Raw genomic sequence first — 14584 nt, forward strand, 5'->3', positions numbered from 1 at the left:
GGGCTGCGTGCGGGCGTCCGCCGACCCTTGTGGGGGTCATACCCGGGGGGTACACTATGCACTGTGGTCAGACCACAGATCCGGCCACGGTGACGCGAAGGAGTCGGTATGAAGATCGTCGTCGTCGGTGGAGTCGCGGGTGGAGCCTCGGTCGCAGCGCGCGCCCGACGGCTCGACGAGACCGCCGAGATCATCGTGTTCGAGCGTGGCGGCTACGTGTCGTTCGCCAACTGCGGGCTGCCGTACCACATCGGCGGGGTGATCACCGATCGAAGCCGCCTGCTGCTCCAGACCCCTGAGAGCCTGAACGAGTCGCTCGCCATCGACGTGCGCGTGTCGACCGAGGTCGTCGGCATCGACGCGAAGGCGAAGACCGTCACGGTCCGCGAGGTCGACACCGGCCGCGAGTACACGGAGGACTACGACGCGCTGGCGCTCTGCCAGGGCGCCGACCCGCTGCAGCTGCCGCTGCCGGGCATCGACCTCCCGGGCATCCACGTGCTGCGCAACATCGCCGACATGGACGCCATCAAGGCGCATCTCGACGAGGCGCTCGACGCCTCGGCGAAGACCGGGAAAGCCGTGCGCACCGTCGTGATCGGCGCCGGCTACATCGGCCTCGAGATGGCCGAGAACCTGCGGCACCGCGGCGCCGAGGTCACGGTCGTCGAGCTCAGCGACCAGATCATGCCACCGCTCGACAAGGAGGTCTCGATCCCCGTCGAGCAGCACATCCGCGGGCGCGGGGTCGAGCTGGTGCTCGAGACCGCGGCGGCCGCCTTCCAGCAGGCGGCCGACGGCAGCCTCAAGGTCGAGCTGAACAACGGCCGCACGCTCCCGGCCGACCTCGTCATCCTCTCCGCGGGCGTGCGCCCGAACGTCGGGCTCGCCACGGAGGCGGGCATCGAGCTGGGCCCGCGCGGCGGCATCGTCGTCGACACGCACATGCGCACCTCCGACCCGAGCATCTGGGCCGCGGGCGACGCGGTCGAGACCCCGCACACCGTGCTGCCGAGCGCCGGCCTCACGCCGCTCGCCGGCCCGGCCAACCGCGAGGCCCGCGTCGCGGCCGAGAACATCTGCGGGCGCGACACCGAGTACCTCTCGACCCAGGGCACCTCCATCGTCAAGGTCTTCGAGATGACCGCGGGCGGCACCGGTGCGACCGAGCGCCAGCTCGAGCGCGAGAGCGTGCCGTACCGCACCGTGCACGTGCACCCGTCGGGTCACGCCGGCTACTACCCGGGCACGGCGATGATGCACATCAAGGTGCTGTTCTCGCCCGACGACGGCAAGCTTCTCGGCGCGCAGATCGCGGGCTTCGACGGCGTCGACAAGCGGCTCGACGTGTTCGCCACGGCGATCCGCCTCGGGGCGACCGTGCACGACCTCGAGACTCTCGAGCTCGCGTACGCACCGCCGTTCGGGTCGGCGAAGGACCCGGTGAACATGGCGGGGTTCGTCGCGACGAACGTGCTGAAGGGCGACCTGAAGCTCTGGTACGCGAAGGACTTCCCCGGCACGGTCGAGGGAGCGCGCATCATCGACGTGCGCACCCCCGAGGAGTACGACATCTGGCACATCCCGGGCGCCGAGAACGTGCCGCTCGGCGACATGCGCGAGGCCACCGCGTCGTGGGACCTCGATGTGCCGATCCGGCTCTACTGCGCGGTCGGGTTCCGCAGCTACCTCGCGTACCGGCTGCTCGTGCAGCGCGGGTTCACCGACGTGAAGACCCTCTCCGGCGGTTCGCACACGTTCCGGTTCTGGCACGATCTGGAGCCCGTCGGCGAGGCGGTCAAGGCGCCCGAGATCGCGTACGCCGAGGCCGTCGACCTCGTCACGGCCGTGCGCGGCACCGGCAAGGTGGTCGACCTCGACTGCACCGGGCTCGCCTGCCCGGGCCCGATCATGAAGCTCTCGAAGCAGATGGACGAGGTGGCGGCGGGCGACGAGGTCGTCGTGCACGTCTCCGACCCGGGATTCGCCGCGGACGGACCGGCATGGGCGGCGACCAAGGGGCACGAGCTGCTCTCGATGACCCCCGAGGGGCCGGGCTACGTCGCGTCGTTCCGCAAGGGCGGTGCGGGGGCCGGCTCAGGGGCATCCGCCGGGGTCGCGAAGCAGGACCTCGACCAGGTCTCGTTCGTGGTGTTCTCGGGCGACATGGACAAGGTGCTCGCCGCGTTCATCATCGCGAACGGCGCGCTCGCCATGGGGCAGAAGGTGTCGATGTTCTTCACCTTCTGGGGCCTCAACGCGCTCCGCCGCCAGGACCCGCCGAAGCGCGACCGGAAGACGCTCGACCGCATGTTCGGCATGATGATGCCGTCGGGACCCGAGAAGCTGCCGCTGTCGACCATGAACATGGCGGGCATGGGGCCGTCCATGATCAAGAAGGTCATGGAGGACCACTCGGTGCCGTCGCTGCCCGAGCTCATGCAGTCGGCCCACGCCGACGGCGCACGGCTCATCGGCTGCACCATGACGATGGACCTGCTCGGCATCGCCGAGTCGGACCTCATCGACGACATCGAGCTCGGCGGCGTCGCGACCTTCCTCGGCGAGGCGCAGAAGTCGGGCACGACTCTCTTCATCTGAGCCGCCCCGGTCGTCGGGCCTGCGCGACTCGTCGTTCCACCGTCCCCGGAACGGCGAGGGCCGCAGGCTCGGCGACCTCGGGTGCAGATCAGGCGGCGGGCGCCTCGGGCAGTTCGCTGCGCAGGCGCGGCTCGGTGCGCAGCTCGGGGCGCACGCCGGCCTTGTCGGCGTAGAACTCGCGGATGCGGTCCATGTCGGCGGGCACGTCGCCGGTGAGCATGAAGGTCGGCCCGAGGCCCGTGGTCATGGTCGTGCGGTCGACGTAGCCGAGCGTGACCGGAATGCCCGCCTCGCGCGCGATGCGGTAGAAGCCCGACTTCCAGTGCGGGTTCGCGCCGCGCGTGCCGTCGGGCGTGACGACCAGGCCGAACACCTCGCCGGCCTCGATGCGCCCGAGCACCTCGCCCACCACGTCGGCCGGGTTCGAGCGGTCGACCGGGATGCCGCCGAGGCGTCGCATGATCGGCCCGCGCCAGCCGGCGAAGAGGCTCTTCTTGCCGAGCCAGCGCACGTCCATCTCGTGCCGCCACGCGATCGCGAGCATGAGCACGAAGTCCCAGTTGGAGGTGTGCGGTGCGCCGATCAGCACGGACGGCCGGTCCGGCGCCGGTTCGCCCGCGAGGGTCCACCTGCTGAGGGACCAGTAGACACGGGACAGGAGTCGTCGGAGCACCCGGCAACCTTACGCGACGAGACGTGCAGGAACCTGAATGCGACGGATGCCCCTGGGCGGCCGGTTGCCCACAGGCGGCCGCCGCGGCCGCACGCGCGCCTACGATGGGCGCATGCGGTCTCCCGCGGCATGGATGCGCGGCGTGCGGCGCCCCGAGGCGTTCCACGGCCACGGCGTGCGCCGGGGGTTCTTCGAGGGCTGGTACGTCAAGCTCGTGAGCGCCGACCGGTCGCAGCGCTGGGCGGTCATCCCCGGGGTCTTCCGCGGCCTGGCGGGCGATGGGGGCGAGCGAGACGAGGCGTTCGTGCAGGTGCTCGACGGGCTCACCGGACGGTCGTGGTACCACCGGTACGACGTCGACGACTTCGAGGCATCCGCTCACGGCTTCCACGTCCGGGTGGGCGGCAACCACTTCTCGCCCCGGGGCGTGACGCTCGACCTGCCGCAGCTGCGCGGGCACGTCGAGTTCCCCGACGCGTTCACGCCGTGGCCGGTCACGCTGCGCGAACCCGGCATCATGGGCTGGTACGGGCTCGTGCCGTTCATGGAGTGCTTCCACGGCATCGTCTCGTTCGGGCACGGCCTGGCCGGCACGCTCGAGGTCGAGGGCCGGGCGGTCTCGTTCGACGACGGGCGCGGGTACATCGAGAAGGACTGGGGCCGCGCCTTCCCGGCGGGCTACGTGTGGATGGCGAGCAACCACGTCGACGCGACGACCGGCGACGACACGGATGCCTCGCTCATCGCGTCCGTCGCGATCATCCCGTGGGTCGGCCGGTCGTTCCGCGGTTCGATCATCGGGTTCCGGCACGGCGGTCGCCTGCACAAGTGGACCACCTACAACCGATCGCGCGAGCACGCGCTCGCGATCGACGACACGCACGTGCGCTGGAGCGTCTCCGGGCCGGACGGGCTGCTGCACCTCGAGGCCGAGCGCGTGCGCGGCGGGCTGCTGCACGCGCCGCTGCGCGAGGCGATGCACCAGCGGGTCGAGGAGACGATGGACGCGCAGATCGTGTTCCGGCACGTCGACCACGACGGGCGCGTGCGGCTCGAGGGCGTGGCCGACTGTGCGGGGCTCGAGGTGTTCGGCGACACCGAGCGCCTGCTCGCGCTCTAGGCGCGGCGGGTCAGGTGGCCGGCGGCCGGCCCGCGGCATCCGCTCGCTCTCTAGGCTGGTCGCATGGAATTCAGGTACCTCGGCAACAGCGGCCTCAAGATCTCGGAGATCACCTACGGCAACTGGCTCACCCACGGCTCCCAGGTCGAGAACGACACCGCGCAGCGCTGCGTGCGTGCGGCCCTCGATGCCGGCATCACGACCTTCGACACGGCCGACGTCTACGCGAACACCGCTGCGGAGACCGTGCTCGGCGAGGCGCTGCGCGGCGAGCGCCGGCAGTCGCTCGAGATCTTCACGAAGGTCTACTTCCCGACCGGCCCGAAGGGGCACAACGACACCGGGCTCTCGCGCAAGCACATCATGGAGTCGATCGACGGCTCGCTGCAGCGACTCGGCACCGACTACGTCGACCTCTACCAGGCCCACCGCTACGACTACGAGACCCCGCTCGAGGAGACGATGCAGGCGTTCGCCGACATCGTGCGCCAGGGCAAGGCGCTCTACATCGGCGTCTCGGAGTGGAACGCCGAGCAGCTGCGCGCCGGGCACGCGCTCGCCCGCGAGCTCGGCGTCTCGCTCATCTCGAACCAGCCGCAGTACTCGATGCTGTGGCGGGTGATCGAGGAGGAGGTCGTGCCGACGTCGGAGGAGCTCGGCATCGGGCAGATCGTGTGGTCGCCGGTCGCGCAGGGCGTGCTCACGGGCAAGTACCTGCCGGGGGAGGCGCCGCCCGCGGGCTCGCGCGCGACCGACGAGAAGGGCGGCGCGGACATGGTGCAGGGATTCCTCGACGACGAGATCCTGCGCGGGGTGCAGGCGCTGCGGCCGGTGGCGGATGCCGCGGGCCTGACGATGCCCCAGCTCGCCGTCGCCTGGGTGCTCCAGAACCCCAACGTGTCGGCGGCGATCATCGGCGCGTCCCGTCCGGAGCAGGTCGCCGACAACGTGCAGGCCGCCGGTCGCACCCTCGACGCCGACACGATGGCGGCGATCGACCAGGCGATCGGGCACCTGGCCGAGCGCGACCCGGCGAAGACCCGGTCGCCGAAGGAGCGGATGAGCTGATGGCCGGACCCGAGGTCGACCCGGACCAGCTGTTCGAGCTCGCGCGCGCCGGCGCCGACCTGCTCGTCGAGTTCGTCGACGCCGGGGTCGACGCCGACCTCGCCGACGCGCAGGGCAACACCTTCGTGATGCTCGCCGCCTACAACGGCCACGGCGGCCTGGTGCGGGCGCTCGCCGAGCGCGGCGCCGACGTGAACCGGCTGAACGCGCGCGGACAGTCGCCGCTCGCGGGCGCGGTGTTCAAGGGTGAGGACGACGTGATCGCCGCGCTGGTCGCCGCCGGCGCCGATCCCGACGCGGGCTCGCCGAGCGCGCGGGCGACGGCGCAGATGTTCGGCCGCACGCTGCCCGACGCATGAGCGCGTCGCCCTGGCGCGTGCTCGGGGCACCGTCGTTCTGGTGGCGCGTCGCGATCGCGCTCGTCATCCTCGCCGGCATCCTGAGCGGCAGCCACAAGCTGCAGTTCTTCACGAGCAACGCGAGCGTCTTCGCCCTCGCCTACTACGCGATCGCGGTCGTGCTCATGGTGCAGCGGCGCACGACGGACGCCCCCGCCCCGAGGCTGCGCGGTGGCATCGTTGTCTGGCTGCTGACGACCATGCTCGTCTCGCACTTCATCAACAACCACGGCGAGAACCCCCTGCCCGGGCTGGTCGATGCGGCGGATGCCTCGGAGCTGCTGTCGAACTGGTCGGCGTTCCTCGTGCACTACGTCGCCCCGATCATGGTGCTGGCCGAGTTCGTGCTGTTCCGCCCGCACGGCCGCACCCGGTGGGTCGACATCGCGCTCTGGCTGCTGTTCCCGCTCGGCTACGCTGCCGCGTCGATCACGCGCGCGGTGCTGCTGCCGGTGGTGCCCGACCGGTACCCGTACCCGTTCCTCGATCCCGAGGGGCGCGGCTACGGCGACGTGGTGGTCGGGGTGCTGCAGATCGGCGTGGGCATCGCGGTGATCGGTGCGCTCGTCGTCGCGGTCGACCGGTTGCTCGGCCGGTGGAGCAGGTCGCGCTCCGATGCCTCGGCCGAGTCCGGGATCGACGATCCCCAGACGCACCAGCCGGCCACCTGATCGGTCACGCGCCTACGGCGGCGATCGATGCGTCGGTCGGCGGCGGCGACGGCTCAGGCGGCGCCCGACTCCGTGCGTGAGTCGTGGGGCACGGGGCATCCGCTCGGGAAGGTGCCGAGCCGCTCGATGTCGTACCCGTCGGGGTAGCTGCGCACCCACGGCAGGTCGGCGACGGCGGTCGGGGTGCGGTTCGCCGGGAGCAGCCGGGCGATGCGCCCGCGCAGGCGCAGCGCCGCGCGGGAGCTGGCGGTGACCGCACGGGGCGGGTGGTCGTAGCCGAGCGCGTCGAGCAGCTCGTCATCCATGAGCGCGCGGCTGAACACCTCGACCAGGCGCTTCGGCAGCCGCGGGTGGAAGGTCAGCAGCAGCGCCAGCGTCGAGTCGGCCACGCGCCGGGCGCCGGGCTCGAACGCGAAGTGCTCGGCCTCGTAGTCGTCCATGAGGGTCGCGAATCCCTCATACGTCTCGGGGATGTCGGGGATGCCCATGCGGGCCCCGAGCGCCCGGTAGTAGTGCACGGATGCCTCGAGCTCACCCGCGTCGAGCGGGCGCTTGCCGTACGCGTCCAGCCACCGCTTCGGCACCACGACGAACGTGGAGAGCACGTAGCGGAACTCGTGGTCGGGGATGTCGTAGGCGCGGTGCATGCCGTTGATGCGGCGAGTCGCCGCGCGCGCCTCGGGGTGGTCGAAGCCCAGGCGGCTCGGCGCCTCGAGCAGCAGCGCGGTGTCGTCGTAGCGCTTCTGCGTGCGGCCCGTGAACTCGCCGGTCTCGTCGAGGAGGCGCCCGATGCCCGGCACCGCGTAGGTGCGGAACAGCGCGAAGCTCAGCGCCTGGTTCATGTCCCACGGGAACTCGTACATGACCACGTTGCGGTAGATCTCCACGTGGTCGCGGGCGGGGTCGAGCGCCGCGTTGCGCCGCCGCCAGTGGTCTCGTCGCATGCCCGCAGCGTAGCTGCCCGGAGTCAGGAAGTGAACCAAGAATCACAGGCGGCGTCGCTGCGTGGGTCCGCCTCAGGCGTGCGCTGCGGTCCCGACGTGGTGGTGCCGCGTGCTCGCGTGGCCCGCGTGGTCGCGCGGGGCGATGGCGAGCCCGGCGCCCATGGCGGCGCACGCGAGCACGAGCGCCCAGATGAGCAGCTGCGCCGTCAGGGCGCCCGCCGACACGAAGTAGCTCACTCCCAGCGCGCTCGAGACGGCCGCATACGCGACCCATGCGACGAGCACCACGCCTGTGATGAGCGGTGCGATGCTCCACGCGCCGAGCGACCGCCTGCGGAGCGCGATCACGCCGAGGCTGACGAGGAGCGCGGTGATGCCGACGACGCCGATCGCCCAGCCGATCGTCGCCAAGGTGTCGATGACGACCTGCACGGAGTTCCGCAGGATTCTTCCGTCGGCGAACATGCTGAGCGGCGCCAGGGTGAACGCGCCGCCGGCGACGATGACGGCGGCGCGGGCGATCGCGCCTCCGCGGGTGCCGAGGCCGAGCCGACCGACGAGGCCGAGGAGCGCGATGGTGGTGAGCAGCCCGCCGGTGATGGCGATCACCGGATGGAACCAGGCCGCCGATCGGACGCCGAACGCCTCGTGGGCGCCCTCCACGAGTTGCCAGAACCCCATACTGCCGAAGCTCGCGAGGTAGAGCGGCAGGCCGACGGCCGCCGCGATGCCGTAACCGATGCCGGGTGCCGTGGTGCGCATGGTGAACCCCTTCCGTGCGTGCTCGGTGGCCGCGGTGGCCACGAGGTCGACGAGGATGCGGCCGCGCGCGCCGGAGACCGCTGCCGGGCCCGACGCGCGGGCGTCGCGCAGCGTGTCGCGCGCGACGAGGAGCACCTCGTCGCCGTACTCCGCGCGGAAGTCGGCCGGAAGAGCGTGCACCGCCGCCCGGATCATCCGGCCCTCGTCCGCGCGGGAGGACATCAGACCGCGCCCCATTCCGGCAGCAGGCGCTTCGCCGCCGCCTGTCGCGCGAGCGACGCGATGCGGCTCGCCTCCGCTGTCGCGACCCGCTCGCCGAGCCCGGTGATGCGGTAGTAGCGCCGGCGCTCGTCGTCGAGCTCCGGGTCGACGCGGGTGTCCGACTCCTCGATGAGCCCGAGCCCGCGCAGGCGCTTGATCGCCCCGTACAGGGTGCCCGGCGCCAGGTTCACGTCGCCCTCGGTGCGCGTGCGCACCTCCTGCATGATCGCGTAGCCGTGGCGCTCGTCGTCCACGAGCGCGAGCAGGATGTGGAACACCGGCTCCGTCAGCGGGAGCAGGTCGCGGGGCTGGGTGTCGGTCATGGTCTCCGTCCGTCGCTCGCGAGTCGATCACTCGTGTGTCGCTATATCGCCCCACGATATACCTGTCGGGCCTCGGGCGCAAGGGTGGTTGCGCACGCACGCGACTGGTTGACTGGGCGGCATGCCGGAACTGCCCGAGGTGGACGCCCTGATGGGCTTCCTGCGCGGGCGCACGTCGGGGCGCAGCATCCGCTCGGCCGTCATGACCTCGTTCTCGGCGCTGAAGACGTTCGATCCGCCGCTGACCGACCTCGTCGGGCGCACGGTGACCGGTGCCGCCCGGCACGGCAAGTGGCTCGACCTCGACGTCGACGGCCTGCACCTGGCCGCGCACCTCGCTCGCGCGGGCTGGCTGCGCTGGTACGAGCAGCTGCCGGCCAGCCGCATCCGGCCGGGGAAGTCGCCCATCGCGCTGCGCGTCGGCTTCGACGACGGCTCGGGGTTCGATCTCACCGAAGCCGGCACCAAGAAGTCGCTCGCCGTGTATGTGGTGCGCGACCCGGCCGAGGTGCCGGGCATCGCCTCGCTCGGGCCCGAGCCCCTCGACGACGACTTCACGCTCGAGGTGTTCGCCGGCATCCTCTCGGGCCGCCGCACCCAGATCAAGGGCGTGCTGCGCGAGCAGTCGCTCATCGCGGGCGTCGGCAACGCGTACTCCGACGAGGTGCTGCACGTGGCGAGGATGTCGCCCTACGCGCTCGCGTCGTCACTCGACGACGAGGAGGTCGCGCGCCTCTACGACGCGCTGCGCGACACCCTGCGGGGCGCCGTCGAAGCCGCGGAAGGGCGCCCGGCCGCCGAGCTCAAGGACGCGAAGCGCCAGGGCATGCGCGTGCACGCACGCGGCGGCGAGGCCTGCCCGGTGTGCGGCGACACCGTGCGAGACGTGCACTTCGCCGACCGCTCGATGCAGTACTGCCCGACCTGTCAGACCGGCGGCAAGCTGCTCGCCGACCGGCGGATGTCACGCCTGCTGAAATAGGCGACGGATGCCGGTGACGCGCGTGTTCCCGGCATCCGCCGCATCGGTCACGCCGTGGGGCGTGCCCGCTCCGAACTCGCGTCGCGCTCGTGCGCGGCGCGGTCGGCGTCGGTGCGGCCGTCGGCCGGGGTGACCCGCGGCTCGTCGGGAGCGGAGTCCTGCTGCTCGTCCGCTGCGTGCCGGCCGGTGGGGTGCGGGGAGTCGGCGTTCTCGTCCGCGGTGGCATCCGCCGACGCATCGGTGTCTCGGGACTCCGTCGTCGCGGCATCAGCGGACTCGTCGTCGCGGGCATCGGCCGTGCCCGACGCGGGCTCCGCGGCATCGTCCCGCGTGAGGTCCGGATCGACCTCGTCGGCCCTGCGCCGCGTCTCGTCGGTGGTCGCGCGGGCCTCCTCGGCCGCCGCCTGGCGCTCCGCGCTCTCGCGGCTGCGCTCCTCGGCGTCGAGCCGGGCCTGCGCGGCCCGCGCCTGCGCCTCCTCGGCCTCCGCCTGCGAGCGCGCGGCCTCGGCGCGCGCCTGCGCGGCGGCGGCCTCGCGCTCGCGCGCCTGCCGGTCGGCCTCCTCCGCCTCGGCCCGCAGCTCGGCGGCCCTGCGCCGATCGGCCTCCATGCGCGCCTCGCGGCGCTTGCCGGCGGTGAGCAGCACGACGGCGACGACGACCGCGATGACGGCGACGACTCCGACGATGATCCAGATGAGCGTGGTGGTGTCCACGTGGGTCCTCCTTCGTGAGGTTCGACCACACAGCCAAGCGGCGGGCGGCCGGCCGTGCAATGCCCTTGCGCGCACGCCGGGCGTGCGACATCATGCGCACGGTGAGCCTCGCCGCGAAGATCATCACGACCCGCTGGGTCGTCCGCCTGCCCATCCCGATGTACCGGGCCGGCCTGGGGGCGCTGCTCGGGCGCCGGTTCACGATGATCGAGCACGTCGGCCGGAAGTCGGGCGAGCCGCGCTTCGTCGTGCTCGAGGTGGTCGAGCGGCCCGATGAGCGCACCGTCACCGTGGCCGCGGGCTTCGGACCGACCTCGCAGTGGTACCGCAACCTCCGGGCGAATCCGGAGTGCCACGTCAGCACCGGTCGCATCCGTCGCAGGCCCGCGCACGCCGAGCTGCTCGACGCCGACGGGAGCGCCGAGGTGCTCGCCGGGTACGCCGAGCGCTACCCGAAGGCGTGGGACGCGCTGTCCAAGATGATGCGCGACGCGACGGGGGAGGACGACCCCGAGATCCCGATCGTTCGCCTCCACCTCGCCGAGCGCTGAGGGGCCTGAGGATCTCTCCACCTTGTAGGAGACCTCCACTTCGGGCGCCGCTTCGGTCGCCTACACTGTTGGGAATCCCGCACCCCCCAGGTGCGGACCCGAACGACAAGCGAACGAGTCACCGGTGCCGCCGCGAGCGTGCCGGTGGGCAATGGAGTGAGCGTGGGCCGTCACAGCGTCGCGCCGACGAGGCGACCTCGGCGATCGATGCTGGTCGGCGTCTCCGCTGCGCTCGTCGCGCTGCTGGTGGTCGGCGGCGCGGGCGCGGCATGGGCCACCGGCATGCTCGACCCGCTGCTCGACGGCTCGATGTTCACGTCCGAGCCCGACGGATGCGACGAGCCGACCGAACTCGTCATCGTCGCCGACACCACCATCGCCCCGGCCGTGACCAGCGTGGCGGAGGAGTTCGACGCCGCCTCGGAGGGCTGCGCCCTCACGACGGTCCGTGCGCAGGAGTCGGCCGACACCGCGGCCGTCGTCGCGACCGGAACCGGCGACCCCGCCGACGCGTGGATCCCGAGCTCGGGCGCCTGGGTCGACCGCATGGCCGCGACGGCGAGTTCGCTGGGCAGGCCCGCGCCCGAGGTGTCGGTCGGCCTCGACGTGGCCACGACCCCGGTCGTGTTCGCCACCCCCGCCGAGGAGGCGGCCTCGATGGGCGAGACCGCTCCGGGCTGGGGCACGGTGCTCGCGGGCGGCACGCGCATGCTGCTGCCCGATCCGGAGGGATCGGGCGCGAGCCTCGCCGCGCTCGCGGCGCTCGCCGGCATCGCCGACCCCGACGACCCGACGCAGCTCGCCGGTGCGATGATCGAGCTCGGCAAGGCCATCCCCGCGTCGACGGATGCGGCGTTCGGCGCCACGGTCGCCGCGGCCGAGCCGACCATGGCGATCGTCACCGAGCAGGCCGTCGCGGAGTACAACTCCGACGAGGACGTCCAGCAGCTCGTCGCCGTGTACCCCGCCGAGGGCACCCCGGCGATGACGTACCCGTTCGTGCGGCTGCCCGCGCAGGCGGCGGCCGACGACGCCGATGAGGAGGCCGACGCCTCTGCCGATGCCGACGCTCCGGCCGACCCCGACGCGTGGACGCCGCCGACGCGCGCCGAGCTGCTGACGGGCCTGGAGTCGGCGATCGCGGACGCCGAGGGCGTGCTCACCGCGCACGGCTTCCGCACCGCCGACGGCGACGGCGAGCTCGACGCCCCGGGCGTGGTCGTCGAGGCGGTGTCCACCTTCCCCGCACCGGCGGGCGCCGACCAGGTGGCGCTGCTGCGCCAGTGGGGCGTGCTCACGCTCCGGGGCCGCATGCTCGCGGTCATCGACGTGTCCGGTTCGATGCTCGACCCGGCCGGCAACGGCCTGCGCCGCATCGACATCTTCCAGCAGGCCGCGCTCGGCGCCATGCAGAAGTTCTCGGGCGAGGTGCAGATGGGCGTCTGGGCGTTCTCGACCGCGCGCAACGGCGACCTCGACTACGAGGAGCTCGCGCCGATCGGGCCGCTGGCGGACGCCGCGCACCTGCAGCAGATCGCCGGCATCATCGCCTCGCTGCCCGAGCGGCTCGGCGGCGCAACCGGCCTCTACGACACGACGCTCGCGGCGGTGCAGCGGGTGACCGAGACCTACGACCCCGATCGCATCAACTCGGTGCTGCTCATCACCGACGGCGTCAACGAGGACGCGAACGGCATCGACCTCGACACGCTGCTCGCCGAGCTCGAGGAGCTGCAGGACCCGCTCCGCCCCGTGCCGGTGATCATGATCGGGTTCGGCCCCGACACCGACTTCGACGCGATGAACCGCATCGCGAAGGCCACGGGCGGTGCCGCCTACTCGGCGACCGAGCCGGAGGACCTCGGCGACGTGCTCGTCACCGCGCTGTCGCAGCGCACCTGCCGTCCCGACTGCGGCTGAACGCCGGCCGGGCGGTGCCGATCAGCTCGGCACCCGCTCAGTGCCCGACGACGGCCGCGGGCGTGTCCGCCGGGCGGCGCACCAGCGCCGAGCCGACGATCGCGAACAGCGAGAGGATCGCACCCACGAGGAACGCGGCCCGCACGCCGCCGGCCGCCGCGGCGGCATCCGCCATCTCCGGCCGCAGCGCGGCGGTCTGCGCGGCGAGGATCGTCACGAACAGGGCCGTGCCCGCGGCGCCCGCGACCTGCTGCACGGTGCCCACGATGGCGCTGCCGTGCGAGTACAGGCGAGGCTCGACCGAGGCGAGCGCGGCCGTGAACAGCGGCGTGAACATGAACGCGAGGCCGAGGCTCAGCATCACGTGGGCGGCCAGCACGGTCCAGGCCGGCGTCGTCTCGGTGGCGAACACCGCGAGGAACCACATGACCGCGCTCACCACGATGCTGCCCGGCACGAGCAGCGGGGTCGGCCCGACCCGGTCGAACAACCGGCCGACGGTCGGCGCCGCGAGGCCCATCACGAGCCCGCCCGGCAGCAGCAGGAGCCCCGCCTGGAGCGCGTCGAGGCCGATGACGTTCTGCATGTAGATCGGCAGCAGGATGATCGTGCCGAAGAGCGTCAGCATCATGATCGCCATGAGGCCGATCGAGATCGAGAAGTTGCGCGAGCGGAAGGTGCGCAGGTCGAGCAGCGCCCGGTCGCTGCGCTGCAGCCGCAGCTGGCGCAGGATGAACGCCGCGAGGCCGACCGCGCCGACCGCGAGCGAGATCCACATGACCATCGCGCTGCCGCCCGCCTCGCCGCCGGACTCGGCGGCGCCGCCGATCTGGCTGAAGCCGAACACGATGCCGCCGAAGCCGAACGCCGAGAGCACGACCGAGAACACGTCGATCGGCACGACACGGGGCTCGGTGACGTTCTCGACGCGGCGGATGCCGATGACGAGCATCGTGACCGCGATCGGCAGCACGATCCAGAACATCCACCGCCACGAGAGGTAGTTGAGGATCAGGCCCGAGATCGTCGGTCCGATCGCCGGGGCGACCGAGATCACCGTCGAGACGCGGCCCATGATGCGCCCGCGGTCCTTGGGCGCGACGAGGTTCATGAGCGTCGTCATGAGCAGCGGCATCATGATCGCCGTGCCGGTCGCCTGCACGACGCGTGCGCCGAGCAGCACCTCGTAGCCGGGCGCGAGCGCGGCGATGAGCGTGCCGGCCGAGAACAGGCTCATGGCCGCGATGAAGACCGGCCGGGTGTGGAAGCGCTGCAGCAGGAAGCCGGTGATCGGGATCACGACCGCCATCGTGAGCATGAACGCCGTCGTGAGCCACTGCGCGGCCTGCACCGTGACGCCGAGGTCGGACTGCAGGTGCGGGATCGCGACGCTCATGATCGTCTCGTTGAGGATCACGACGAACGACGCCGAGAGCAGCAGCCAGATGACGCGCGAGTCCCGCGCGGCCCTGTCCGCGTCGACTGCAGCGGTGGAGCCCGTCGCGGCGGCAGGGGTGGATCGGGTGGAGCGGTCGGTCACGTACGGTTCCTCACTGCGGACGCTGGAGCGCGTCCGGGGTCGGCATGGAGATACTGC

14 protein-coding genes are annotated in these 14584 nt (G+C 72.1%); 8 read left to right on the top strand and 6 right to left on the bottom strand.

Translation table 11 applies throughout. The features are described from left to right. The first annotated feature begins 108 nt into the window (after positions 1-108). Positions 109-2601, top strand: coding sequence for an FAD-dependent oxidoreductase (locus QMG39_RS13095; RefSeq protein WP_281885685.1), 2493 nt, complete (start codon positions 109-111; stop codon positions 2599-2601). An 88-nt stretch (positions 2602-2689) separates the two neighbouring features. On the opposite strand, the gene QMG39_RS13100 is transcribed toward QMG39_RS13095, so the two are convergent. Further along, positions 2690-3274 (bottom strand): 1-acyl-sn-glycerol-3-phosphate acyltransferase, encoded by a 585-nt coding sequence (locus tag QMG39_RS13100; RefSeq protein ID WP_281885687.1) that lies wholly within the window; start codon positions 3272-3274, stop codon positions 2690-2692. Positions 3275-3386: 112 nt separating this feature from the next. On the opposite strand from QMG39_RS13100, the gene QMG39_RS13105 reads away from it, so the two are divergent. From QMG39_RS13105 to QMG39_RS13120, 4 genes are all read left to right on the top strand, one after another. Continuing rightward, the gene (locus QMG39_RS13105) at positions 3387-4394 is read left to right on the top strand and encodes a tocopherol cyclase family protein (RefSeq protein ID WP_281885689.1); all 1008 of its coding nucleotides are present in this window, start codon (positions 3387-3389) and stop codon (positions 4392-4394) included. Positions 4395-4457: 63 nt separating this feature from the next. Beyond that, on the top strand, positions 4458-5462 hold the full coding sequence (locus QMG39_RS13110) for an aldo/keto reductase family protein (RefSeq protein WP_281885691.1): 1005 nt from the start codon (positions 4458-4460) through the stop codon (positions 5460-5462). Then, complete coding sequence (locus QMG39_RS13115; RefSeq protein WP_281885693.1) at positions 5462-5821, top strand: ankyrin repeat domain-containing protein; 360 nt, start codon at positions 5462-5464, stop codon at positions 5819-5821. Before QMG39_RS13110 ends, QMG39_RS13115 begins: the two co-directional genes overlap by 1 nt. Beyond that, positions 5818-6531 (top strand): Pr6Pr family membrane protein, encoded by a 714-nt coding sequence (locus tag QMG39_RS13120; RefSeq protein ID WP_281885695.1) that lies wholly within the window; start codon positions 5818-5820, stop codon positions 6529-6531. Before QMG39_RS13115 ends, QMG39_RS13120 begins: the two co-directional genes overlap by 4 nt. Before the next feature lie 53 nt (positions 6532-6584). On the opposite strand, the gene QMG39_RS13125 is transcribed toward QMG39_RS13120, so the two are convergent. The 3 genes from QMG39_RS13125 to QMG39_RS13135 all read right to left on the bottom strand — a co-directional run bounded on the left by QMG39_RS13125 (position 6585) and on the right by QMG39_RS13135 (position 8821). After that, complete coding sequence (locus tag QMG39_RS13125) at positions 6585-7475, bottom strand: oxygenase MpaB family protein (RefSeq protein WP_281885697.1); 891 nt, start codon at positions 7473-7475, stop codon at positions 6585-6587. A gap of 72 nt (positions 7476-7547) precedes the next feature. Further along, positions 7548-8459 carry a hypothetical protein gene (locus tag QMG39_RS13130; RefSeq protein ID WP_281885699.1) on the bottom strand — a complete coding sequence of 304 codons (912 nt, stop codon included), beginning with the start codon at positions 8457-8459 and terminating at the stop codon, positions 7548-7550. Next, on the bottom strand, positions 8459-8821 hold the full coding sequence (locus tag QMG39_RS13135) for a PadR family transcriptional regulator (RefSeq protein WP_281885701.1): 363 nt from the start codon (positions 8819-8821) through the stop codon (positions 8459-8461). Before QMG39_RS13135 ends, QMG39_RS13130 begins: the two co-directional genes overlap by 1 nt. A gap of 121 nt (positions 8822-8942) precedes the next feature. Between QMG39_RS13135 and QMG39_RS13140 the strand changes: the two genes are divergently transcribed. Continuing rightward, positions 8943-9803 carry an Fpg/Nei family DNA glycosylase gene (locus QMG39_RS13140; RefSeq protein ID WP_281885702.1) on the top strand — a complete coding sequence of 287 codons (861 nt, stop codon included), beginning with the start codon at positions 8943-8945 and terminating at the stop codon, positions 9801-9803. Positions 9804-9850: 47 nt separating this feature from the next. Here QMG39_RS13140 and QMG39_RS13145 read toward each other — a convergent pair whose 3' ends face one another. Then, positions 9851-10516 (bottom strand): hypothetical protein, encoded by a 666-nt coding sequence (locus tag QMG39_RS13145; protein ID WP_281885705.1) that lies wholly within the window; start codon positions 10514-10516, stop codon positions 9851-9853. A gap of 101 nt (positions 10517-10617) precedes the next feature. Here QMG39_RS13145 and QMG39_RS13150 point away from each other — a divergent pair, with 101 nt between their 5' ends. Both QMG39_RS13150 and QMG39_RS13155 read left to right on the top strand, forming a co-directional pair. Next, a complete protein-coding gene (locus QMG39_RS13150; RefSeq protein WP_281885707.1) occupies positions 10618-11067 on the top strand; it encodes a nitroreductase family deazaflavin-dependent oxidoreductase in 450 nt (149 codons plus the stop codon). A 162-nt stretch (positions 11068-11229) separates the two neighbouring features. After that, a complete protein-coding gene (locus QMG39_RS13155; RefSeq protein WP_281885709.1) occupies positions 11230-12987 on the top strand; it encodes a VWA domain-containing protein in 1758 nt (585 codons plus the stop codon). A gap of 37 nt (positions 12988-13024) precedes the next feature. Here QMG39_RS13155 and QMG39_RS13160 read toward each other — a convergent pair whose 3' ends face one another. Further along, positions 13025-14527, bottom strand: coding sequence for a DHA2 family efflux MFS transporter permease subunit (locus QMG39_RS13160; protein WP_281885711.1), 1503 nt, complete (start codon positions 14525-14527; stop codon positions 13025-13027). Positions 14528-14584: the final 57 nt, after the last annotated feature.

Origin of the sequence: Agromyces rhizosphaerae (assembly GCF_027925245.1) — a bacterium.
GTDB classification, from domain to species: domain Bacteria; phylum Actinomycetota; class Actinomycetes; order Actinomycetales; family Microbacteriaceae; genus Agromyces; species Agromyces rhizosphaerae.